General features: G+C 72.0%; 20 protein-coding genes. 7 read left to right on the top strand and 13 right to left on the bottom strand.

The window, feature by feature from the left end; genetic code table 11:
* Window positions 1–13: 13 nt before the first annotated feature.
* Genes OHV05_RS28485 through OHV05_RS28475 form a run of 3 tightly spaced genes read right to left on the bottom strand, consistent with a single transcriptional unit; the run spans window position 14 to window position 2,843 of the window.
* Window positions 14–850 carry an ATP-binding cassette domain-containing protein gene (locus OHV05_RS28485; protein ID WP_405021565.1) on the bottom strand — a complete coding sequence of 279 codons (837 nt, stop codon included), beginning with the start codon at window positions 848–850 and terminating at the stop codon, window positions 14–16.
* Entirely contained in the window at window positions 817–1,836 is a 1,020-nt protein-coding gene (locus tag OHV05_RS28480; protein ID WP_405020214.1) for an ABC transporter permease, read from the bottom strand. Before OHV05_RS28480 ends, OHV05_RS28485 begins: the two co-directional genes overlap by 34 nt.
* Window positions 1,833–2,843, bottom strand: a complete 1,011-nt coding sequence (locus OHV05_RS28475; protein WP_405020213.1) for a substrate-binding domain-containing protein — start codon at window positions 2,841–2,843, stop codon at window positions 1,833–1,835. Before OHV05_RS28475 ends, OHV05_RS28480 begins: the two co-directional genes overlap by 4 nt.
* Window positions 2,844–3,148: 305 nt before the next feature.
* On the opposite strand from OHV05_RS28475, the gene OHV05_RS28470 reads away from it, so the two are divergent.
* Entirely contained in the window at window positions 3,149–4,225 is a 1,077-nt protein-coding gene (locus tag OHV05_RS28470; RefSeq protein ID WP_405020212.1) for an alpha/beta hydrolase, read from the top strand.
* Between the two features lie 89 nt (window positions 4,226–4,314).
* Here OHV05_RS28470 and OHV05_RS28465 read toward each other — a convergent pair whose 3' ends face one another.
* Window positions 4,315–5,907, bottom strand: coding sequence for a PucR family transcriptional regulator (locus OHV05_RS28465; protein WP_405020211.1), 1,593 nt, complete (start codon window positions 5,905–5,907; stop codon window positions 4,315–4,317).
* 400 nt (window positions 5,908–6,307) lie between these two features.
* Between OHV05_RS28465 and OHV05_RS28460 the strand changes: the two genes are divergently transcribed.
* From OHV05_RS28460 to OHV05_RS28435, 6 genes are all read left to right on the top strand, one after another.
* The gene (locus OHV05_RS28460) at window positions 6,308–7,195 is read left to right on the top strand and encodes an FAD binding domain-containing protein (protein WP_403032303.1); all 888 of its coding nucleotides are present in this window, start codon (window positions 6,308–6,310) and stop codon (window positions 7,193–7,195) included.
* The gene (locus tag OHV05_RS28455; protein ID WP_405020210.1) at window positions 7,192–7,677 is read left to right on the top strand and encodes a (2Fe-2S)-binding protein; all 486 of its coding nucleotides are present in this window, start codon (window positions 7,192–7,194) and stop codon (window positions 7,675–7,677) included. The genes OHV05_RS28460 and OHV05_RS28455 overlap by 4 nt, the downstream gene beginning before the upstream one ends.
* Entirely contained in the window at window positions 7,674–10,034 is a 2,361-nt protein-coding gene (gene pucD, locus OHV05_RS28450; protein WP_405020209.1) for a xanthine dehydrogenase subunit D, read from the top strand. The genes OHV05_RS28455 and pucD overlap by 4 nt, the downstream gene beginning before the upstream one ends.
* Window positions 10,035–10,286: 252 nt before the next feature.
* Window positions 10,287–11,768 (top strand): NCS2 family permease, encoded by a 1,482-nt coding sequence (locus OHV05_RS28445; protein WP_405020208.1) that lies wholly within the window; start codon window positions 10,287–10,289, stop codon window positions 11,766–11,768.
* Window positions 11,769–11,852: 84 nt separating this feature from the next.
* Entirely contained in the window at window positions 11,853–13,025 is a 1,173-nt protein-coding gene (locus tag OHV05_RS28440; protein ID WP_405020207.1) for an XdhC family protein, read from the top strand.
* 110 nt (window positions 13,026–13,135) lie between these two features.
* Window positions 13,136–13,429 carry a hypothetical protein gene (locus tag OHV05_RS28435; RefSeq protein WP_405020206.1) on the top strand — a complete coding sequence of 98 codons (294 nt, stop codon included), beginning with the start codon at window positions 13,136–13,138 and terminating at the stop codon, window positions 13,427–13,429.
* A gap of 87 nt (window positions 13,430–13,516) precedes the next feature.
* On the opposite strand, the gene OHV05_RS28430 is transcribed toward OHV05_RS28435, so the two are convergent.
* The 9 genes from OHV05_RS28430 to OHV05_RS28390 all read right to left on the bottom strand — a co-directional run bounded on the left by OHV05_RS28430 (window position 13,517) and on the right by OHV05_RS28390 (window position 22,473).
* Window positions 13,517–15,100 carry a glycosyltransferase family 39 protein gene (locus OHV05_RS28430; protein WP_405020205.1) on the bottom strand — a complete coding sequence of 528 codons (1,584 nt, stop codon included), beginning with the start codon at window positions 15,098–15,100 and terminating at the stop codon, window positions 13,517–13,519.
* Between the two features lie 362 nt (window positions 15,101–15,462).
* Complete coding sequence (locus OHV05_RS28425) at window positions 15,463–15,936, bottom strand: DUF1203 domain-containing protein (RefSeq protein WP_405020204.1); 474 nt, start codon at window positions 15,934–15,936, stop codon at window positions 15,463–15,465.
* A 56-nt stretch (window positions 15,937–15,992) separates the two neighbouring features.
* Window positions 15,993–16,610, bottom strand: coding sequence for a LysE family translocator (locus OHV05_RS28420; protein WP_405020203.1), 618 nt, complete (start codon window positions 16,608–16,610; stop codon window positions 15,993–15,995).
* Between the two features lie 6 nt (window positions 16,611–16,616).
* Window positions 16,617–16,826: a cold-shock protein gene (locus OHV05_RS28415; RefSeq protein WP_405020202.1), complete on the bottom strand. Its 210-nt coding sequence runs from the start codon at window positions 16,824–16,826 to the stop codon at window positions 16,617–16,619.
* Between the two features lie 82 nt (window positions 16,827–16,908).
* Window positions 16,909–18,618, bottom strand: coding sequence for an SDR family oxidoreductase (locus OHV05_RS28410; RefSeq protein WP_405020201.1), 1,710 nt, complete (start codon window positions 18,616–18,618; stop codon window positions 16,909–16,911).
* The gene (locus OHV05_RS28405) at window positions 18,615–19,448 is read right to left on the bottom strand and encodes a M24 family metallopeptidase (protein ID WP_405020200.1); all 834 of its coding nucleotides are present in this window, start codon (window positions 19,446–19,448) and stop codon (window positions 18,615–18,617) included. The genes OHV05_RS28410 and OHV05_RS28405 overlap by 4 nt, the downstream gene beginning before the upstream one ends.
* A 3-nt stretch (window positions 19,449–19,451) precedes the next feature.
* A complete protein-coding gene (locus tag OHV05_RS28400; protein WP_405020199.1) occupies window positions 19,452–20,525 on the bottom strand; it encodes a PDR/VanB family oxidoreductase in 1,074 nt (357 codons plus the stop codon).
* A gap of 165 nt (window positions 20,526–20,690) precedes the next feature.
* Window positions 20,691–21,587 carry a metal-dependent hydrolase gene (locus OHV05_RS28395; RefSeq protein ID WP_405020198.1) on the bottom strand — a complete coding sequence of 299 codons (897 nt, stop codon included), beginning with the start codon at window positions 21,585–21,587 and terminating at the stop codon, window positions 20,691–20,693.
* Window positions 21,588–21,708: 121 nt separating this feature from the next.
* On the bottom strand, window positions 21,709–22,473 hold the full coding sequence (locus OHV05_RS28390; RefSeq protein WP_405020197.1) for an IclR family transcriptional regulator: 765 nt from the start codon (window positions 22,471–22,473) through the stop codon (window positions 21,709–21,711).
* Window positions 22,474–22,610: the final 137 nt, after the last annotated feature.

The raw sequence follows: 22,610 nt of genomic DNA, 5'->3' as shown, positions 1-22,610 counted from the left end.
AACGTACGGGGGCTCATCCTCCCGCGCCGGGTCGGTGGTCCGCCTCCGGGCCCGGCCGGCCGGCCGCGCCGCCCAGCTCGTGCGAGAGCTCGGCCAGCTCGGAGCCGCCCGCCATCTCGGTGGTGAGCCGCTCCAGGGTGATCCCGTCGCGCGGGTGCCTGCCCGCCATCCGGCCCCGCTTGAGCAGGGTGAAGTGGTCGCCGACCAGGTAGGCGTGGTGCGGGTTGTGGGTGATCAGCACCACGCCCAGGCCCTCCGCCCGGGCCGCCGCCACGTACTTGAGCACCACCCCGGACTGCTTGACGCCGAGCGCGGCGGTCGGCTCGTCCAGCACCAGGGCGCGGGCGCCGAAGTGCACCGCCCGGGCGATCGCCACGCACTGCCGCTGGCCGCCGGAGAGGGTGCCGATCGGCTGGTCCACGTCGGCCAGCTCGATGCCCATCCGGGCCAGCGCCTCCCGGGTGATCCGCCGCATCCGGGCGCGGTCCATCCTGAACCGGCCGCCGAGCTCGGCGCCGAGGAAGAAGTTCCGCCAGACCGGCATCAGTGGGACCACCGCGAGGTCCTGGTAGACCGTCGCGATGCCCCGGTCGATGGCCTGCCGGGGCGAGCTCAGCCTGACCTCCTGATCACCGATCAGATAGCGGCCCTCGTCGTGCCGGTGCAGCCCGGCGATGATCTTGATCAGGGTGGACTTGCCGGCCCCGTTGTCGCCCAGCACGCAGGAGATCTCCCCCTGGCGCACCGTCAGCGAGACGCCCTCCAGCGCCCGGACGCTGCCGTAGGTCTTGCCCACGTCCTCCAGTGTCAGCAGGTTCACCGACCGCGCTCCGCCCGTTGCTTGACCCAGGAGTTGAGCAGCGCGGCCAGCAGCAGCATCGCGCCCAGGAAGAACTTGAACCAGTCCGGGTTCCACTGCGCGTACACGATGCCCTTGCTGACCATGCCGAAGATCAGCGCGCCCAGCGCGCCGCCGACCACCGAGCCGTAGCCGCCGGTGATCAGACAGCCGCCGATCACCGCCGCCACGATGTAGATCAGCTCGTTGCCGACCCCCTCGCCGGACTGCACGGTGTCGAAGGAGAACAGCAGGTGCTGGCCGAGCACCCAGGCACAGAAGCCGACGCCGAGGTACAGGCCGGTCTTGGTCCGGCCGACCGGGACGCCGACCGCGCGGGCCGCCCCGGCGTCGCCGCCGACCGCGAACACCCAGTTGCCGTACCTGGTGCGCAGCAGCACCCAGGAGGCGACCGCCACCAGGGCGAGCCACCACCAGACGGTGGCCCGCACGGTCAGCCCGCCCACCGTCAGCTCCGAGGCGAACAGCCAGCGGCAGGAGCCGAAGCCCTGCATGTCGCCGATCGGCTTGGTGGTGACGGTGCCGGAGACCAGTTTGGTGAGGCCCAGGTTGGCGCCGGTCAGCATCAGGAAGGTGCCCAGCGTCACGATGAAGCTGGGCAGCCGGGTGCGCCCGAGCATCCAGCCGTTGAACCCGCTGACCGCCAGCGTCACCAGCAGCGAGACCAGCACCCCGACCCAGGTCACGGCGGTCAGCTGGTAGCTGACCATCGAGGAGGTGAGCGCGGCGCTGGTCACCAGCACGCCCGCCGAGAGGTCGAACTCGCCGCCGATCATCAGCAGCGAGACCGGCACCGCCATGATGCCGATGGTCGAGGCGGCGTACAGCACGGTGCCGATCGAGGAGGCCCGCAGGAAGCTGTCGGCCACCACCGAGAAGAACACCAGCACCGCCACCGCCGCCAGCGCCGCCCCCAGCTCCGGGCGGGCCCGCCGGTGCCTGCCGGGCGGCCGGGAGACCAGCAGGTCGGTGCTCATCGGGTCCCCCGGGCCACGTACGTGGCCAGCGCGGCCGCGTCGTCCTTGGTGAGGATCTGCGGGCCGGTCAGCACCGGACCGCCGCCGCCCAGCACGTCCAGGTTGTAGCGGTGGAGCCAGAGCAGGTCCACGCCCTGGTAGCCCTGGAGGTACGGCTGCTGGTCCACCGCGAAGCCGACCGTGCCCGCCTGCAGCCCGGCCACCACCTGGGTGCCGAGGTCGAAGGTGTCCAGCTCGACCGGGCGGCGGGCGTCCTGGACGGACTGCAGGCCGGTCGCGGCCAGCGGGGCGCTGAGCGTGAGCACGGTGTCCACCGCCGGGTCGGCCTGCAGCTTGGCGGCGATCGCGGCCCGGGCGTCGGGCAGGTTGACCCCGTCCACGTACAGGGTCTGCAGGGTGCCGTCGAAGGCGCCCTTGGCGCCGCCGCAGCGCTGCTCCTGGCCGATGTTGCCCTGTTCGTGGATCACGCAGAGCACCGACTTGCGCCCGCGGGCGCCCAGCTCGGTGCCGGCCGCCTTCCCCGCGGTGCCCTCGTCCTGCCCGATGTGGGTGAGCGCGCCGAACCGGGCCGAGAACTCCTGGCCCGAGTTGATGCTGATCACCGGGATGCCGGCCGCCTTCGCCTTGCCCAGCACGTCGGTCAGCGCCTCGCCCTTGGCCAGCGAGACCAGCAGCCCGTCCACCCGCTGGTCGATCGCGGCCTGGATCAGCTGCACCTGGTTCTGGGTCTGTGCGTCGTTGGAGTACAGAAAGGTGATGTTGTCCTTCGCGGCGGCCTGTTCGGCGCCCTTGCGGACGGTGTCCCAGAACGCGTCGCCCGCGCCCGCGTGGGTCACCATGGCGACCGTCCAGCGCGGGGTGTCGACCGCGCCGCCCGCGGTCGCGGCCCGGTCGCGGGCCTGTTCGGCGCGGCGCCCGCCGGTGCTGCTGCACCCGGCCGACGTCACGGTGACCAGCAGGAGCGCCGCGAGCGGCAGGAGGGCGGGGCGGAACCGGCGGACTGACACCCCGACAGTTTCCAGTACCGGGCTGTTCGATCCGGCCGACTCGCTGGGAGTCGGCTGTACCCGTTCGACGTGTACGCCCAAGTGAGTGGCACACTGGTCCAGGCCGTTCAGACAGTTCTCACGGAAAACGTGACGTTTCTCTCAGCTTTCACCAAGGTTCGAGCGAAACTGATCCACCGTTCGAAAACGTCTGATCCCATCGAAGTGCTTCCGGGGCGATGCGGGTCCGGGGCGGCGGACGATCCGGATACGAGAACTTGATGCAACTCACTGGCACCCCTTTCCTCATCTGCACGATCATCCTCGTGCCGGTCTCCATCGCGGCGGCGCTGCTGCTCTGGGGGCGGGTGCGCGGGCCGCAGCCGGCCCGGGTGCTGGCGAGACTGGTGATGATCCTGGCCTGTCAGGTGACGGCCGTGGTGATGGTGTTCGTGATGGTCAACAACGCCAACCTGATCTACGGCAGCTGGTCCGACCTGCTCGGCACCGGCAACCACGTCCGGGCCGTCCCGAGCGTGGGCGACGACGCGGCCGGCGACGGCAAGTCCGGCAAGTCCCCCGAGCCCAAGGTGATCCAGTCCTTCAGCACCGTGGACGACCCCAAGGTGCCCGGTGACGTGAAGCGCACCGACCTCAAGGGCCGGGTCTCCGGGGTGGACGGCGAGGTGCTGGTCTGGACGCCGCCGCAGTACGACAAGCCCGAGTTCAAGGACAAGAAGTTCCCGGTGGTCGAGCTGCTCCCCGGCTACCCCGGCTCCTCCTCCACCTGGTACGGCACCCTGCGGGTCTCCGAGCAGCTCAAGCCGCTGATGGAGAGCGGCCAGGTGGCGCCGTTCATCCTGGTCTCGCCGCGCACCCTGCTGCTCGGCAAGGGCCAGGACACCGGCTGCGCCGACATCCCCGGCAAGGTCAACGCCGACACCTGGCTGTCCCGGGACGTCCCGCAGATGGTGCTGGACAACTTCCGCGCCGACCCCTCCCCCGACCGCTGGGCGGTCGCCGGGTACTCGGCCGGCGCCCACTGCGCCACCAAGCTCGGCGCCGAGCACCCCAACCGCTACCGCGCCAGCATCAGCCTCTCCGGCTACAACGACCCGGCCCAGGAGCCCGACTCGCTCACCGCGAAGGACCCTGCGCTGCGGGAGAAGTCCAACCCGGTCAACATCCTGCGGAACTCCGCCCACCCGCCGAAGGTCGCCTTCTACCTCAGTGGCAACAAGGGCGACGGCTACGAGGCCGCGCTCGCCCTCAAGGCGGCCGCCAAGGCCCCGACCACCGTCACCCCGGTGGAGAGCACCGGCTCCCACTCCAGCGACGTCTGGAAGCCGATGGTCCCCGACGTCTTCAAGTGGCTCACCACGATCATCCCGGCCAACCACTGACGCAGCGGCGGCACGAAGGGCCCACCGGTTCACCCGGTGGGCCCTTCGACGTTCCGGGGCTCAGACCGACCGGCAGATGGTGGGCGGCGTCAGGCCAGTTCGAGCGCCAGGTAGAAGTCCACCCGGTCCTCCAGCCGGGACAGGTCACGGCCCGTCAGCTCCTCGATCCGGCCGATCCGGTAGCGCAGCGTGTTGACGTGCACGTGCAGCTGGGCGGCGCAGCGGGTCCAGGAGCCGTCCGAGCGGAGGAACGCCTCCAGGGTGCGGACCAGGTCGGCCTGGTGCTCGATGTCGTACGCGATCACCTTGTCCAGCAGCCGGCTGCGGAAGGCGCGGCGGACCTCGTCCGGCACCGCCGCGAGCAGCAGCACGTGCGAGGCGAGCTCCTCGGGTCCGGCCACGCAGATCCGGCCGACCCGGGCGGCGGCGATCCGGCGGGCGTGCCGGGCCTCCTCCAGCGCGCCGCGCAGGCCGCCCGCCTCGGCGGCCGGGGCGGAGACGCCCAGGGTGATCCGGCCCTCCGAGCCGAGCCCGGCCTCCAGCGGGGCGAGCAGCTCGCGCAGCGCGTCGGCGGGCACGGTGGTGTCGGGGGCCGGCAGCACCACCACGGCGCCGGTACCGGCGCCGGCCACCAGGGCGCGGTCGGAGGCGTCGGTGAGAGCTTCCTCCAGGATCGACCGCACCGCCCCTTCCGGCAGTCCCGTCCCTTCCGCGCTCAGCACCAACCAGGATCCCTCGGCCACCGTGGGCCCCACGGCCGCACCCTCGTACCGGGCGGCCATCGCCGAGGAGGCGTACAGCGTGCGGCTGATCTCGGCCGGGTCGGCGTCGCGCTGAAGCAGCGTCAGCACCTCGTCGGCGAGCCGGCGGCGCAGTCGGCGGCCCTCGTCCCGGCGGGTGCGTTCGGCGGCGGCCAGCCGGGCCAGGTTGTCGGCCAGCTGCTGGCGCTTGCCGGTCCACTCGGTGACGTCCCCGGCGACCGCGAGCACCCAGTCGGCGAGCGAGGCGTCCGCCTCGGTGGAGGCGGGGGCGGGGATCAGCGAGTACGAGCCGCTGGCCAGCCGGGCCCGGTGCGGCGGGCGGCGGCGCTGGCGCTGGGCGGCCAGGTGGGCCCGGACCAGCTGGTCGCGGTCCTCGGCGGAGAGCCGGTCGGCGGGCCCGGCGATCACCCGGCCGGTGGGGGCGAGCACCCAGCAGTCCAGGTCGATGTCGCCGCCGAGCAGCTCCAGCACGGCGTCCAGACCGCCGCCGCCGGCGGCGGAGACCAGCAGCCGGTGCCGGTCCACCAGCGCCGCCAGGTCGGCGGCCCGGTCGGCCGAGACCTGCCGGCCGATGAACTCGGTGACGGTGCCGAAGGCGATGTCGTCGGGCACCGCGAGCAGCGGCATCCGGTGCCGGCGGCAGGCGTCCACCAGGTCCTCGGGGACCGGGCCGACCTCGGCCTCACCGGCCGCCAGGGCCACCGCGCCGCCCGCCACGATGGTGCGCACGAAGCGCTCGGAGTCTTCCGGGCCGGTCCGCCAGAGCATGCCGGTGAGCACCAGCTCACCGCCGTGCAGGTAGCGGCCGGGGTCGTGCAGGTCGGTCGTCATCACGCCGCTGACCTGCCGGTCGAGCTCGTCCTCGGCGGCGAGCAGGCGCAGTCGTGGGGCCCCGGGGGCGAGCAGGTCTCGGACGCGCATCCGCGGACTCCTTCGTCTGTTCTGGTGGTTCGGGGGGACAGTGTGCCCGAGTCGGGGGCGTCGGTGTTACGTATCAACCGGGCGCCGGGTCACGGGGCCGTAGCATCCGAATCACGGCCGGATTACGGTCGTAAGTAGTGGCGCGCACTTCGCTGTACAGGGCAATTGTCCGCCTTAGAGGAACGTACAGGATGCCGGGCGACAGCGAGGCAAGGGCTTCATGCCATCGGTGACTGCCTCCGGGTGAGCGGTCGGCGGTTCACTGGCAACACGCCGCCGGACACACCCCGGTGACCAGGACTCAACGCCGAGGCAACGAGGCGGTAGCAAGGTCCGATACACCGAATACCGGGCACTGTGCCCACTTGTCCGGCCGGCACCGACTTGAGGAGAGACCCGCATGGAGTTCCTTCGGCCCGCTACCTGGGACGAGGCGCTCGCGGCGAAGGCTGAGTACCCGACCGCGCTGCCGATCTCGGGCGGTACGGACGTCATGGTCGAGATGAACTTCGACGTGCACCGGCCATCCGCGATTCTCGACCTGAACCGCATCACCGAGCTGACCGAGTGGTCGAACGACGGCGACGTCGTCAGGCTCGGCGCCTCGGTCCCCTACACCCGGATCATCGACGAGCTGTCCGGGCCCCTCCCCGGTCTCGCGCTCGCCTCGCACACCGTGGGCTCGCCGCAGATCCGCAACCGCGGCGGCGTCGGCGGCAACCTCGGTGGCGCCTCGCCCGCCGGTGACGCGCACCCCGCGCTGCTCGCCGCCGGACGGGACGTCTTCGTCGAGGCCGCCTCGGTCCGCGGCACCCGGATGATCCCGATCGACGAGTTCTACGTCGGCGTCAAGCGCAACAGCCTGGAGCAGGACGAGCTGATCCGCGCCGTCCACATCCCGGTGGCGGACGGCCCACAGCAGTTCTCGAAGATCGGCACCCGGAACGCGATGGTCATCGCGGTCTGCGCGTTCGGTTTCGCGCTGCACCCGAAGAACGGCACGGTCGGTACCGGGATCGGCTCGGCTGCCCCCACGCCGCGCCGCGCCGTGGAGGCCGAGGAGTACCTGCAGGGCGTGCTCGCCGAGCGCGGCCTGTGGGAGTCGGGCGACCTGCTGGGCGCCGAGGTGATCCAGCGGTTCGGTGAGCTGGTGAAGGCCGCCGCCTCGCCGATCGACGACGTCCGGGGCACCGCCGACTACCGCCGGCACTCGCTGGCCGTGATGGCCCGCCGCACGCTGACCTGGACCTGGAACGACTACAGCAAGCAGATCAGGAGCGCGGCATGAGGGTCACATTCACCGCCAACGGCAAGCCGGTCGAGGCGGACGACGTGTGGGAGGGCGAGAGCCTGCTCTACGTCCTGCGCGAGCGGGTCGGCCTGCCGGGCTCCAAGAACGCCTGCGAGCAGGGCGAGTGCGGTTCCTGCACGGTCTACCTGGACGGCACCCCGGTCTGTTCCTGTCTGGTCGCGGCCGGCCAGGTGCAGGACCGCGAGGTCCGCACGGTCGAGGGCCTGGCCGAGGAGAACGGCGAGCTGGGCCTGGTCCAGCAGGCGTTCATCGACGCCGGCGCCGTGCAGTGCGGCTTCTGCACCCCCGGCCTGCTGGTGCAGACCGACGCGCTGCTCGACAACGAGCCGCAGCCGAGCGACAACGACATCCGCGAGGCGCTGTCGGGCAACCTGTGCCGCTGCACCGGTTACGAGAAGATCATGGACGCGGTGCGGCTGGCTTCCGCCCGCAAGTGCGCGAAGGCGGCCTCCGAATGAGCACTCGCACCATCCACGGCCAGAAGAACCTGCAGGACATCCGGACCTCCAGCCCGGACGGCATCGGCGGCTCGCCGCTGCGCCCGGACGGCAACCTCAAGGTCAAGGGCGAGTTCGCCTACTCCTCGGACATGTGGCACGAGGACATGCTCTGGGGCATGGCGCTCCGCTCGCCGCACCCCCGGGCCAACCTGATCGGCGTCGACATCTCCGAGGCGCTCAAGGTGCCCGGCGTCTACGCGGTGCTGACCCACAAGGACATCCCGGGCTCGAAGTTCTACGGCCTGGAGATCCAGGACCAGCCCGCGCTGGCGATCGACAAGGTCCGCTACCACGGTGAGGCGATCGCGCTGGTCGCGGCCGACCACCCGGAGACGGCCCGCCGCGCGGTGAAGAAGATCAAGGTCGAGTACGAGGTGCTCGCCCCGATCGTCACCGAGGAGCAGTGCCTCGACCCGGGGACCTACGGCTACGTGCACGAGCCGCACGAGTACAAGTCGCACGGGTACGACAACATCTGCCACGAGCAGAAGCTGGTCTCCGGCCTCGGCGTGACCGACGAGGTCCGCGCGCTGGCCGACGTGGTGGTCAGCGGCCACTACGAGGTCGGCATGCAGGACCAGGCGTTCCTCGGCCCGGAGTCCGGTCTCGCGGTCCCCTCCGAGGACGGCGGCATCGACCTCTACGTGGCCACCCAGTGGCTGCACGTGGACCGGCAGCAGATGGCCCCCGTGCTGGGCCTGCCGGAGGAGAAGGTCCGGCTCACCCTGGCGGGTGTCGGCGGTGCCTTCGGCGGCCGCGAGGACCTCTCGATGCAGATCCACGCCTCGCTGCTGGCGATGCACACCGGCAAGCCGGTCAAGATCGTCTACGCCCGGGACGAGTCCTTCTTCGGCCACGTGCACCGCCACCCGGCCAAGATGTACTACGAGCACGGCGCCACCCGCGACGGCAGGCTGGTCTACGCCGACGCCCGGCTGGTGCTGGACGGCGGCGCGTACGCCTCCGCCTCCCCCGCCGTGGTCGGCAACGCCGCCTCGCTGGGCCACGGCCCGTACGTGATCCCGAACGTCCGGATGCACGCCATCGCGCTCTACAGCAACAACCCGTCCTGCGGCGCGATGCGCGGCTTCGGCGCGGTCCAGGCGGCCTTCGGCTACGAGACCCAGATGGACAAGCTGGCGGCCGAGCTGGGCATGGACCCGGTCGAGCTGCGGCAGCTGAACGCGATGTCCGAGGGCGACCACATGCCCACCGGCCAGCTGATCGACTCGCCGGCCCCGGTCGCCGAGCTGCTCCAGCGGGTCAAGGACATGCCGCTGCCGCCGCCGCTCGACCTGGACAACCTGGACATCCGCCAGGTCCCGGGCGCGCTGTCGAACACCTCGCACGGCGAGGGCATCGTGCGCGGCGTCGGCTACTCGGTCGGCATCAAGAACGTCGGCTTCTCCGAGGGCTTCGACGACTACTCCACCGCCCGGGTCCGCCTGGAGGTCATCGGCGGCGAGCCGGTCGCCATGGTGCACACCGCGATGGCCGAGGTCGGCCAGGGCGGCGTCACCGTGCACGCCCAGATCGCCCGCACCGAGCTCGGTGTCGAGCAGGTCACCATCCACCCGGCCAACACCGAGGTGGGGTCGGCCGGTTCGACCTCCGCCTCGCGGCAGACCTACATGACCGGTGGTGCGGTGAAGCTGGCCGCCGAGGCGGTCAAGCAGGCGCTGATCAGCAAGGGCCGCCGGCGCTACGGCTGGATCCACGACGACATCGACCTGGTCGGTGGCAAGGTGGTCTCCGAGTCGGCCGGCGTGCTGGTGCCGATGGTGGACCTGCTCGGCGAGGAGGCCATCGACCTCACCCGCGAGCACCACCACCGCCCGACCGTCCCGTTCGACAAGGAGACCGGGCAGGGCTTCGGCCACGTCCAGTACACCTTCTGCGCCAACCGCGCGGTGGTCGACGTGGACGTCGAGCTGGGCCTGATCAAGGTGGTCGAGCTGACCGCCGTCCAGGACGTCGGCAAGGCGCTCAACCCGCTCTCGGTGGTCGGCCAGATCCAGGGTGGCTGCACCCAGGCGCTCGGCCTGGCCGTGATGGAGGAGATCGTGGTCAAGGACGGGAAGGTGCGCAACGCCTCCTTCACCGACTACCTGATCCCCACCATCCTGGACACCCCGCCGATTCCGGTCGAGATCCTCGAACTCCCCGACCCGAACGCCCCGTACGGACTGCGCGGCGTCGGCGAGGCCCCCACCGTCTCGGCCACGCCCTCGATCGTCGCCGCGATCAGGGCCGCCACCGGGATCGCCCTGACCCGGATCCCGGTCCGGCCGGAGCACCTCACCGGGACGCTCTAGCCCCAAACCTCCCCGGGGCGGCGACCGTCTTCCCCGCCGCCCCGGGGCGCACCACAAGAGAACACCGCATTGACGCATCATCAAGCACCATCGCTGCCGCCTCTCCCACGCCGGGGTTCTGCAGCAGTGCGTACCACCCCCGCACCGCTTGAGTGCGTACCTCGTGAGTCGAACAGTCCCCCTGTGCCTCCTCCAACCGGCAAATCAGGTCGGCTCGCCCACCCCAACCCCCTTTGAACCTTGGGAGTGGACATGACCCGGATCTCCACGGAGCCCGGCACCACTGACGACAGACCCGCCACGGACGACTCCCTCACGCCGTCCGAGGCAAACCCGCCGAAGAACGCGCTGGACGCCTACTTCAAGATCTCGGCGCGCGGCTCCACCTTCGGCAACGAGCTCCGCGGTGGCCTCACCACCTTCATGGCGATGGCCTACATCCTGCTGCTCAACCCGATCCTGCTCGGCGGCGCCGACAAGAACGGGGTGCACCTGGACCACGCGCAGCTCACCACGGCCACCGCGCTCGCGGCCGCCGTGACGACGATCCTGCTCGGCGTGGTCGGCAACGTCCCGCTGGCCGCGGCGGCCGGACTCTCGGTCTCCGGCGCGATCTCCGCGATCGTCGTCCCGCACACCACCTGGGAACAGGCGTTCGGCCTCTGCGTGATCTACGGTCTGGCCATCGTGCTGCTGGTGGTCTCCGGTCTGCGCGAGAAGATCATGAACGGCATCCCGCTGCCGATCAAGCACGCGATCACCATAGGCATCGGCCTGTTCATCGCCCTGATCGGTCTGGCCAAGGCGGGCTTCGTCTACCAGGGCAAGGGCCCGCTGCTCTCGCTCGGCCCCACCGGTGAGCTGTCCGGCTGGCCCGTGCTGATCTTCTCGATCACCCTGCTGACCATCTTCGTGCTGCTGGTCCGCAACACCCGGGGCGCGATCCTGATCGGCCTCGCCACCGGCACCGCGATCGCCTTCATCGTGAACGCGGCGGCCGGCCTGGACGACAAGGTCTGGGGTCTGCAGGTGCCCAAGTGGCCCGGCAGCCCGGTGGACGCCCCCGACTTCGGCCTGTTCGGCCACGTCGACCTGTTCGGTGCCTTCGGCAGCCAGGGCATGGGCGCCATCTCCGCCTCGGTCGCCGTCTTCACCCTGGTGCTGGCCGGCTTCTTCGACGCGATGGCCACCATCATCGGCGTCGGCACCGAGGCCGGTCTGGCCGACAAGCAGGGCCGGATGCCCGGTCTGAGCAAGGCGCTCTTCGTGGACGGCGCCGGCGGCGCCATCGGCGGGGTGGCGGGTGCCTCCGGGCAGACCGTCTTCGTCGAGTCCGCGACCGGCGTCGGCGAGGGTGCCAGGACCGGCCTGGCCTCGGTGGTCACCGGTGGTGTCTTCACCCTGATGCTGTTCTTCACCCCGCTCGCGGGCATGGTGCCGGTCCAGGTGGCCTCGGCCGCCCTGGTGGTGATCGGCTCCATGATGATGAGTCAGGCCCGGCACATCGACTGGTCCGACCGCGAGGTGGCCATCCCGGCCTTCCTCACCTGCGTCCTGATGCCGTTCACCTACAGCATCACCGCGGGTGTCGCGGCCGGTGTGATCACCTACTGCGTGATCAAGGCGGGTCGCGGCAAGTGGCGCGAGCCCGGTCCGCTGATGTGGATCCTCACCGGTGTCTTCCTGATCTACTTCGCCCTGACCCCGATCAAGGCGTGGCTGGGAGTTCACTAGTACCAGAGCCGCTGTGCGGGGGGTCAGCCCTCGCACAGCGGCTGCCCCGTTCCACCCCCTCTTCTTCCGTTGGGAGCCCCCGAAATGCAGGACATCGCCGAGCAGTTGCTGGCCTGGCACTCCTCCGGGCGCTCCTTCGCCGTGGCCACCGTGGTCGGCGTCTCCGGCAGCGCGCCGCGCGACCCGGGGGCGGCGCTCGCGGTGGACGCGGCCGGCGAGGCGATCGGCTCGGTCTCCGGCGGCTGCGTCGAGGGCGCGGTGTACGAGCTCTGCCGGGAGGCGATCGCCTCCGGCACCCCGGTGCTCGAACGCTTCGGCTACAGCGACGAGGACGCCTTCGCGGTCGGCCTCACCTGCGGCGGCCTCCTGGACGTCTTCGTCCAGCCGGTCGTCCCCGGCGCCGACCCCGCGCTCGACGCGGGCATCACCTACATCGCCTCCGGCACCCCGGTCGCCCTGGCCCGGATCGTGGCAGGACCGGCCGCCCTGCTCGGCGCCACCGTCGCGGTCACCGCCGACACCCACCACGGCTCGCTCACCCCGGCCCCCTCGACGACCTTCGCCCTGGAACGGGCCGCCGTCGCCGAGGCGCGGGCCATGCTGGACGCGGGCCGCACCGGACAGCTGGTGCTCGGCCTGGACGGCCGCCCCTGCGACGACGCCGACCAGGGCACCGTCACCTTCTTCATCGAGTCGTACGTGCCCGCGCCCCGGATGATCGTCTTCGGCGCGATCGACTTCGCGGCGGCGGTGGTGCGGATCGGCAAGTTCCTCGGCTACCGGGTCACCGTCTGCGACGCCCGCCCGGTCTTCGCCACCGCCCGGCGCTTCCCCGAGGCGGACGAGGTGGTGGTCGACTGGCCGCACCGCTACCTGGAGTCGCAGCTCGCCGCCGTCGACGGCCGGACCGTGCTCTGCGTGCTGACCCACGACGCCAAGTTCGACATCCCGCTGCTGGAGCGCGCCCTGCGGCTGCCGCTCGCCTTCGTCGGCGCGATGGGCTCCCGGAAGACCCACCGCGACCGCAACGCCCGGCTCCGCGAGGTCGGCCTGACCGACGCCGAGATCGGCCGCCTTCGCTCCCCGATCGGCCTCGACCTCGGTGCCCGCACCCCCGAGGAGACCGCCGTCTCGGTCGCCGCCGAGATCGTCGCGCACCGCCGCGGCGGCTCCTGCCTCCCGCTCTCGGCCGGCGACGGACCGATCCACCACGACCTGGCCCGCGCCGCCGAGAAGACCGAGGCCACCGCCGCCTGACTCACCCGGATGGCGCCGCCCGATGGCACGCGAGACGCTGGTGTGCAAGGACGAGCCGACGTCACCCGCCGACCCGTCACCACCTCCAGGTGACGAAAGGTGCCAGGACCATGCGCACCCTCATCCAGGTCGAGTTCGACACCGCGACCGCCAACCGGCTGATCACCGACGGCACCATGCCCAAGGCCCTCGAAGGCGTGATGGCCACCCTCAAGCCCGAGGCCGCCTACTTCGCCCCCACGGCCGGCCGCCGCTGCGCCTACCTCTTCGCCGACCTCCCCGCCGAGTCCTCCCTGGTCCCCTACCTGGAACCGCTCTGGGAACTCAACGCCGAGGTCACCATCACCCCCTGCATGAACGCCGACGACCTGGCCCAGGGCCTGCGCACCCTCAACGGCAGCTGAATCCCCGACAGCTGGGAGCCGGCACGATAGCGGTGTGCTGAAGATCGAGGTTTTCAGCACCGCCCACCCCGCCGCACGGCGCCGCCGCTACCTGCGCTCCAGCAGTGAGATGGTGATGCCGTCCGTGGTCGTGGTACGCGTGACCGAGTAGCTCGCGTTCAGTGCCTGGATCTGCTCGGCGCCGAGGTTGGGGTACGGGTTGCCGGGCTCGATGCCGATGGTGACGACCCAGATCCGCCGCTCGTCGCCGACGCACTTGGCCGCGGGGACGCACTCCTGCGCCCAGAGGTCGTTCCGCTCGACGGCACTCCTGTCGACGAAGATGTCCCGCATCCGGACCGACCGGGGCATCGAGTGGCGCATTCCGGCGTCCACGCCGCGCCAGAAGTAGGCGGCGCCGCGGATGTAGACCACGCCGTCGCCTGGCTGGTGGCCAGCGGCGACCGTCCTCGCGGCAGAGGTGTAGTCGACGGTCGAGATCGACCCGTTGAACGGTGGCATCGTCGGGTAGGTGTACCAGTCGTGGAACGTGTATCCCCGCAGTGCCCGCTGATCGGGCAGGGCGAGCACGACCAGGACCGCGTACAGGATCACTGAGAACGTGCGGGGACGGATGGCGGCGAGGGCCGCACCCGCCAGCACGGCCCAGACGGGCACCGTGAACAGCAGGTAGCGCGCCAGCCAGTAGGAGGTCGAGCCACAGGACAGCGCCCAGATCGCGACTGTAGGGACAGCGGCCAGCAGCCAGGTCTCCGCCGCGCCACGCCGCGTCCTGGGCAGCACCAGTGGAAGAACTACGAGCGTCAGCACCACAATGCTCGCGGCGGCGGAGAGGAACAGCTGGGGCCAGAGCTCAGCTGTGCTCTGGAACGTGGGCGCGGCCGTCCAGCCCAGCTGTCGCCCCACCTGGCGCTTCCCCAGGGAGACCAGTGGCAGCAGCGGCAGGACCGCGACGAGAGCCGCCGACGCGAACCACACCAGCGGCCGCCGGTCCCGCCCTCGCCACCAACGAAGCACCACCAGAGCACCGTGCCCGCCCAGGAGGGTCAGGGACGCGAGGTGCAGCGCGCCGGAGACCGTGACGAGGCATGAGTAGATCAGCCACCGGTACCAGACCGGACGGTCCAACGCCCGCAGCAGCAGCCAGGTGGCGGCGGTCACGGCACAGGTGACCAGCGCATAGGAACGTACTTCCTGGGCGTATCGGCTGACCGACGGGAGTGCGGCGAAGACCAGGCCCGCGATCAGTCCGGTCCGGCCGTCGAACAGCCGGCGGCCGACCAGGGCCGTCAGCGCGGCAGCCCCGGTCATCGCGAGCACGCCGGGCATCCGCAGACTCGTCAGGGAGTCCCCGAAGACCCTCATCCACTCGTGGAGGAAGAGGTAGTACGTGCCGTGGACGGCGTCCACGTTGTGCAGCATGCCGATCAGCTGGGCGCCCGTCCGCGAGGCGGCGGACCAGGTGGCCAGCTCGTCCTGTGCCATCTCCGGAGTGGCGACGCGGTACAGGCACACGGCGAGTGCCAGCAGCGCCGGCCACAGCGCGACGGCGCCCGCCGACCCGTAGAAGAAGCGGCCCCAGCCGGCCCGCCTCCTGGCCTCCCGTCGGCCGGACTCGGCACTCGCCCGCACTGGAGAGCTGCCCGGCGGCGTTGCGGCTGCATTCTTCATCGCATGCCCTGAGGTGGGAGGAGAAGGACGGAAGAGCAGCCTACCGAGAGGCGCCGGGTATTGAATCTAGGCTCGCGCGGCTCCCGTTCGAGGTCAGGTGTCCTGCGTCGGAGGAATCGGACGCTGGGTTGACAGCCCTCGACTCGTGGGTACTCGTCCCCGGCCGACTCCGCCGCAGCCGGAACCCCCACCGCCGCTCGAACTCCGCCCGGTGCCGGACGGCGCCCGCGCCCGGGTGGCCGGCCAGCGACGTACGTGACCCGCGCAGTGAATTCTTCACAGTCCAATGACTGTCCGTCGGACTGCGGTCCTGGCACCTACGGTGGGCGGCGACCGAGACCTGAAACTCCACTGACGGCCACTCAGCCCCGGCGGACCTCGTGCATGAAGCAGCCGAACTCGACGGCCCGGACGTGCAGCACGGCCACCTCGGGATCGGCGAGCAGTTCGGCCGCCCCGGCGGCGGCCTCGGTGGGCTGGACCAGGCGGCCGCCGAGGATGTGGCCGGCCGAGTCGTAGGCGCGCAGCACCCGGGGGCCGGTGTGCATCGTGGCGGGCCAGCCGTCGGCGGGGCCGGGGCAGGGGGTGGCGTGGAGGAAGACCGGGCCGCGCTCGTCGTAGGGGCCGGGGTCGGCGCCGGTCTCGGCGGCCCAGCGGGTGAGCGGGGCGTACGAGACCAGGGCGATCCGGTCGCCGGGGCAGGCCCGGGTGAGGCAGCAGCGCAGCGGGGCGCCGCCGGTGACGTCGACCGACTCGACCGGCGGGCGGCCCGCGTCGTCCAGCTCGCGCAGCCGGGCGCAGGTGGCGGGGTCGATGGGGTTGATCAGCAGCTTCATGGCCGCCAGCCTGCCGCCGCCGGCCCACGGGCACCGGCGGAATCACGACGTCGCGTTCAGTCGGTGGCGGCCAGCCGCAGGCCGAAGCCGACCACCACCAGCCCGGTCAGCCGGTCCAGCACCTTGCGGGCGGCCGGCCGCCGCAGCCAGCCCCGTACCGCGCGGGCGAACGCGACCAGCACGGCGGACCAGAGCAGTCCCTCCGCGACATGGATCGAGGTCAGCAGGATCCCCATCGGCAGGTGCGGCGCCCCGGCCGGGATGAACTGCGGCAGGACGGCGACGTAGAAGACACCGACCTTCGGGTTGAGCAGGTTGGTGAGCGCGCCCCGGCGCCAGCCGGCCAGGAAGCCACCGCTGCCGGCCTCCGGTTCGGGACCGGCCGGTCCGCTGCCGCGCAGCAGCTGGAGGCCCATCCAGAGCAGGTACGCCACCCCGGCCCAGCGCAGCGTCTCGTACGCCAGGTGGGAGGCGGTGAGCAGGGCGCTGACGCCGAGTGAGCTGAGGGTGCCCCAGACCATCGTGCCGGTGCCGATGCCGAGCACCACGCCCCAGGCCCGGGCCCGCTCACCGAGCGCGGCGGTCCGCAGGATCAGCGCGGTGTCCAGGCCGGGCGTCAGTGTGAGCAGGCCGACCACCAGGGCGAAGGACCAGACTGCCGTGGATATCCCCATGCCGGGTCACCCTAGCGGGCGGACCTGCTCCGCGACCGGACGGTCCTCCTGCACGGTCTCCTCGTACGAGACCTTCTGCCCGTCGGGCAGCGCCCGGTCGGCGCCCTCGACCAGGATCGAGTCGTAGTAGAAGGTCAGTTCGGGCCCGCCCCCGTCGGGGACGATCGTCCCGTAGCCGTGGTCGGCGTGGAAGGTCTGCACGGTGCCGGTGGCCATCTGACGACTCCTCGGGGTGGGGCGTTCGGTACCTGACCAGGAGTACCAAACGCCCCGTCCCCGGGAGCGTTCTGACACGCCCTCAGGTGACGTTCAGCCGGGCGGCCAGGCGGAGCAGGCCGGGGGCGAACCGGCTCAGGAAGTAGGCGCCCTTGGCCTCCGCCGTCACCGGGACCACGGCCTTGCCGGTGCGGACGGCCTTCAGGATCTCGGTGGCGACCTTCTCCGGCGGGAAGTTCCGCCGGGCGTACAGCTTCGAGGCCCTGGCCTGCTTGGCGGCCTGCTCGTCGGCCGTGGTGGCCGAGAAGGTGGAGGTGCGGGTGATGTTGGTGTTGACCAGGCCGGGGCAGATCGCCGAGACGCCGATGCCCGAGGAGGCCAGCTCGGCGCGCAGGCAGTCGGAGAGCATCCGGACGGCGGCCTTGCTGGTGGCGTACGCGGCCAGTGCCTTGGAGGGCAGGTAGGCGGCGGCCGAGGCGAGGTTGACGATGTGTCCGCCGTGGCCGCGCTCGGCCATCAGGGTGCCGAAGGCCCGGCAGCCGTGGATGACGCCCCAGAGGTTGACGTCCAGGACCCGCTGCCACTCCTTCTCGGTGGTCTGCAGGAAGGTGCCGGAGTGGCCGATGCCGGCGTTGTTGACCAGCACGTCGGGGACGCCGTGCTCGGCGGCGATCTGCTGGGCGAAGGCGTCGAAGGCCGCGCCGTCGCTGACGTCCAGCTGGTACGCGTGGCCGGTGCCGCCGCTCAGGGTGCACAGCTCGGCGGTGCGGACGGCGGATTCCAGGTCCAGGTCGCAGACCACCACCCGGGCCCCCTCGGCGGCGAAGGCCAGTGCGGTGGCCCGGCCGATCCCGCTGCCCGCGCCGGTGATGACCACCAGCTCGCCGGTCGCCTCGGGCTCGGCGCCCGCCGAGACGGCGGCGGTGAAGCTGCGGACGTGCTCCGCCACCACCGGGCCGTGCTCCAGCAGGGCGGACCAGTGGGTGCCGTTGACGGTCCGCCGGGTCAGCCGGGGCACCCAGTGCTCCAGGCCCTCGGAGAGGAACTCGTTGACGTAGTGGTCCCGGCTCAGCGTGAGCAGCTGGACGGGGACCTCGGTGTAGCGCTCGCGCGGGTTGCGGATCACCGGCCGCATGTTGGCCCGGTACAGCTCGATCCCACGCACGGCGTCCTGCTTCAGGGTGGCCTGCGGGTGCCCGGGGCGGGGGTTGACCGCCTCCAGGTCGTGCAGCACCCGGGGCCAGGACTTGGCCAGCCAGAGCTTCCAGGTGGCGGGCGCCAGCAGCGGCAGGTGGAAGGCGGTGATGTACCAGGAGTGCGCGCCCTGCACCAGCAGCTGCCGCAGGTGACGGGGCGTCGGACGGCGGAACCGCTTGCGCATCCAGAAGCCCAGGTGGTCCAGGCAGGGGCCGGACATCGTGGTGTACGAGGCGAGCCGCTGCTCGGCGCCCGGCTCGGTGACGGCCTCCCAGGACTGCACCGAGCCCCAGTCGTGCGCGACCACGTGCACCGGCGCGTCGGGGCTGACCGCGTCGGCGACCGCGAACAGGTCGGCGCCGAGCAGCGGCAGCCGGTAGCCGTCCCGGTTCGCCGGGACGCCGGACTCCCCCGCGCCGCGCACGTCGTAGCGGACCACGTGGTGGTCGACGGCCAGGTCCGCGGCGACGTCGTCCCAGACCACGTGGGTGTCGGGGTACCCGTGCACCAGGATCACGGTGGGATGGGCGGGGTCGCCCTGCTCGAAGACGGCGAGCGGCAGGCCGCCGGAGTCGACGGTGCGGCGGCTGATCATCGGGCAGCTCCCTCGGTGGTGGTCCAGCGTCGGACGTGCGGCAGGTCGTCGTCGAGCCAGTAGGCGTCGTCGTCCGTCACGACCAGCAGTTCCTCGAACTTGATGCCGACCTCGCGGAAGCCGATGTGCGGCTCGACCGCCCAGATCCCCGGCGTCGGCGCGTGCCGGGAGGACCGGCCGTCGGCCCAGAGCGGCGACCGGCCGTGCAGCCGCTCGCTGATCAGCTCCCGGCCGAGTGTCTGGATGGTCCGCACCCCGAAGCCGAACAGGTTCACCCCGGCCGGGCCGCGGGCGGTCATCCGGGTCACCTGATGGCCGATCACCCGGCCGGGGTAGACCCGGTGCCGGTTGTCGTAGCCGTGCGCGGCGATCTGGGCGTCCACGGCGGTGTAGATCTCGTCCAGCGGCTTCCGGGCCCGCACCTCGCGCAGGATCAGCTCCCGGTAGACCTTGAGGTCGCCGGCCAGCTTGTCCCAGATCGGGTTCTCGCCGACCTTGCCACCGTAGCCGATGTCGGCGGTGTAGCCGTCCACCACGGGGGCGCAGTCCAGCACGTACGGCATCCCCTCCTCCAGCCGCCGGCTGCCCGCGAAGAACTGCAGCGGGGTGTGGAAGTGCCGGAACGCCGTCCGGTCGCCGAACCAGGCGAACGGCACGTGGAAGAAGTCCTGCACCCCGGCCGCGACCAGGCACTTGCGCAGCTTGCCGGTGGCCTGGCGCTCCGTCACCCCGGGCTCGATCCAGGCCGCCACCTGCTCGGCGCAGTGGTACGCGAGCTGCTGGGTCTCCCGGAACCGGGTCAGGTCGTGCTCGGTGAAGGGGAACGTCATGGGTCAGACCTCCAGTACCAGGGTCTCGCCCTCGGCGGCCCGGGAGACGCAGGGCAGGAACGCCCCGGCGGCCCGGTCCTCCTCGGTGAGCCGGCGGTCGCGGTGGGCGGGCGTCCCGCCGGTGAGCCGCACCTTGCAGGTGCCGCAGAAGCCCTGGTGGCAGGAGTACGGCAGCTCGGGGCGGACCTCGCGCAGCACGTCCAGCGCGGACCGGTCCGCCGGTACGGTCAACTGCGGCCCGTCGGAACCGAGTCGGACGGTGAACTGCTCCCCGTCCAGGATCGGCGCGGCACCGAACCGCTCGAAGTGCAGCGCCCGGGCCACGGCCGGGTCGTACGCCTGCTGGACGGCCGCCAGCATCGGGGCCGGGCCGCAGCAGTACACCGCCGCACCGCGCGGGGCGCGGGCCAACAGCTCCGCGGCCGGGGTGAGTTCGGTCCGGAACTCGACCCGGGACGGGTCCAGCGCCCGCAGCTCCTCGGTGAAGGGCATCGACTCGGCGCTGCGTCCGACGTGCACCAACCGCCAGTTCAGGCCCAGGTGTTGGGCCTGCCGGGCCATCGGCAGCAGCGGGGTGACGCCGATCCCGCCGGCCAGCAGCAGCACGGCCGGCTCGGCGCAGAACGCGAAGCCGTTCCGGGGCCGGCGGGCGGTCAGCCGGACCCCTGGGTGCAGCCGCTGGTGGATCTCGACCGAACCGCCGCCACCCTCCGGCAGCAGCCGGACCGCGATCCGGTAGCTGCCCCGGTCGGCGGGGTCGCCGCACAGCGAGTAGTGCCGCACCAGGCCGGACGGCAGCGTCAGCTCGATCCGCGCCCCCGGCTGCCAGACCGGCAGCGGGCTTCCCCCGGGGTCGCCGAGCCGCAGCTCCACCACGCCCTCGGCCACCGGGCGGTGCACGGTGACCACCAGCTGCAGCGGCGGCGTCGGCCGCGGGCTCGGCCGGCGCGGGCTCCGCCGCAGCCCGGGCCGCCCCATCTTCGGGTCGTACCATTCGGCGAAGGCGGTCATCCGCCGCAGGAAGCCGTCCGGCTTGGGGCGGCCGTACAGATCCGGCGGCAACGCTTCGAGGTCCATCCGGGCAGCTCCAAAAGTGACGTGCGGAAGACAGGGGCTCGGGGAACGGCGACGCCCACCTCAGGAGCGTTCAACGTATGTACAGGGTCAGGCACTTTCGCAGTGACCCCGGCGCCAGATCTCCTCGCAGTTCCCCGAGCCCCTGGGTCCGTAAGTGGTTGCCGTTCAGCGAGATGCTGCAGCCCGGGCGGCCGGGGAGCCGGCCAGGTAGCTGAGGGCCTGGCTGGAGGAGCCCTCCTGGGTGGGGTGGTAGCCCGGGCGGAAGTAGCGGAGCGCCGAGCGGGCCATCCGGGAGGGTTCGGGGAGCAGGCCCCGGCGGGCGATCCGCTGGGCCTCGCGCCAGGTGGGCTTCACCGAGCCGTCCAGGCTGGGGTCGGCGGCCAGCAGGAAGCGGACGCCACGGATCCAGAGGTGGATCAGGGTGGGCCCGGAGACCAGCATGCCGCGCAGCCGCCGCAGGTAGCCCGGGTCCAGATGGACCATCAGGTCGAAGGCGACGCTGCGGTGCTCGACCTCCTCCGCACCGTGCCAGCGCAGCAGGTCGAGCATGGTCGGGTCGGCCTCGGCCCGGTCCAGGCCGGGCGAGTTGAGCGCCCAGTTGCCGAGGAAGGCGGTGAAGTGCTCGATCGCCGCCACGAAGGCGACCCGCTCGATCAGGTTCTCCCGCTGCTGGGCGGGCGTCAGACCCGACCGCTTGCCGAGCACCCGGCGGAACAGCCAGGTGACCTGCCGGACGTACGGGCGGGGGTCGAGGCCCTGGCCGAGCAGGTGGTCCAGCACCTCCTGGTGCGCCTCGGCGTGGATCGCCTCCTGGCCGATGAAGCCGAGCACCTCCTCGCGGAGCTGGTCGTCGGTGATCAGCGGCAGCGCGTCCTTGAAGACCTCGACGAACCAGCGCTCGCCCTCGGGCAGCAGCAGGTGCAGGACGTTGACCGTGTGGGTGGCCATCGGCTCGTCCGGGATCCAGTGCAGCGGCAGCCGCGACCAGTCGAAGCGGACGTCGCGGGGCTCCAGCACCAGGCTGTCGTGGACGGCGGGGGGCACAACGGGGCGGGGCGGCATGGCGGACCTCCTGGCCGAGGGGTGGGCGGCTCGACTCCAGGCAACCTACTCGCGGGTACGAGCGCCCACAAGAGGTTCGACCGTTCTTATCGACATCGTGTCTAATAGAGCGCGCCGGAGCTCAGACCGCCATCGCCAGCATCAGCGGCGCCGCCCGCTCGGCCAGCAGCTCGGCCGCCGCCCGCAGCCGGTGCACCTGACCGACCGGCAGCGAGGTGGCCAAGCAGCCCACCGTGCTGCCGGCCGTCACCGGGACGGCCGCGCAGACCGTGCCGAGCGCGTACTCCTGGATGTCCAGCACCGGCACCGTCGCGGGCTGGCACTCCAGCCGGTGCATCAGCTGCTGCTGGTCGGTGATGGTGCGGGCGGTCAGCCGGGCCACCGGGTGCCGGGAGAGGTGGTCCCGGCGGCCGTCGTGGTCGAGCTGGCTGAGCAGGCACTTGCCGATCGCGCTGGCGTGCGCGGTGGCCCGGAAGTCGACCCACTCGCGGACCGCCGGGGCGTGCTCCGCCGCCGAGACCGCCTCGACCGTCAACTCCCCGTCGTGGTACCGGCTGAAGTACACCGCCGCGCCCAGCTCGTCCCGCAGCTCGGCCAGCCGGTGCTCCATCCGGGCCCGGACCAGCTGCTCCCGGCTCTGCTGCCCGAGCACCGCGAACGCGCCGCCCAGCACCCAGAGGCCGTCCTCCAGCGCGAGGTACCCCTCCTGCTCCAGCGACTCGGCCAGCTCCCGGACCACCACCCGGGGCAGCCCCAACTCGCGGGCCAGCACCGGCTCCGGCACCCCGCCCGGGTGGCGGTCCACCGTCTCCAGCACCCGCAGCGCCCGCCGCATCACCCCGAACGGCCCGGCCGAGACCGAAGCCCCCTGTCCCCGTACCGACATGGCGTCCCCTTCCCCGTCCCTGCCAATCAGTCCAGCGTAGCCACCCGGACGCCGCTCCACCGGCCCGAGTCGGCAGCCGGCCGCCGCCGAACGCCGGAACGGGCCCCTCCCCCACTGCCCTGGGGGGAGAGGCCCGT

It is taken from the genome of Kitasatospora sp. NBC_00070, from assembly GCF_045041205.1.
GTDB lineage: Bacteria > Actinomycetota > Actinomycetes > Streptomycetales > Streptomycetaceae > Kitasatospora.
Note: the sequence above shows the minus strand (reverse complement) of the source record. Positions and strands in the feature narration are given on the sequence as shown.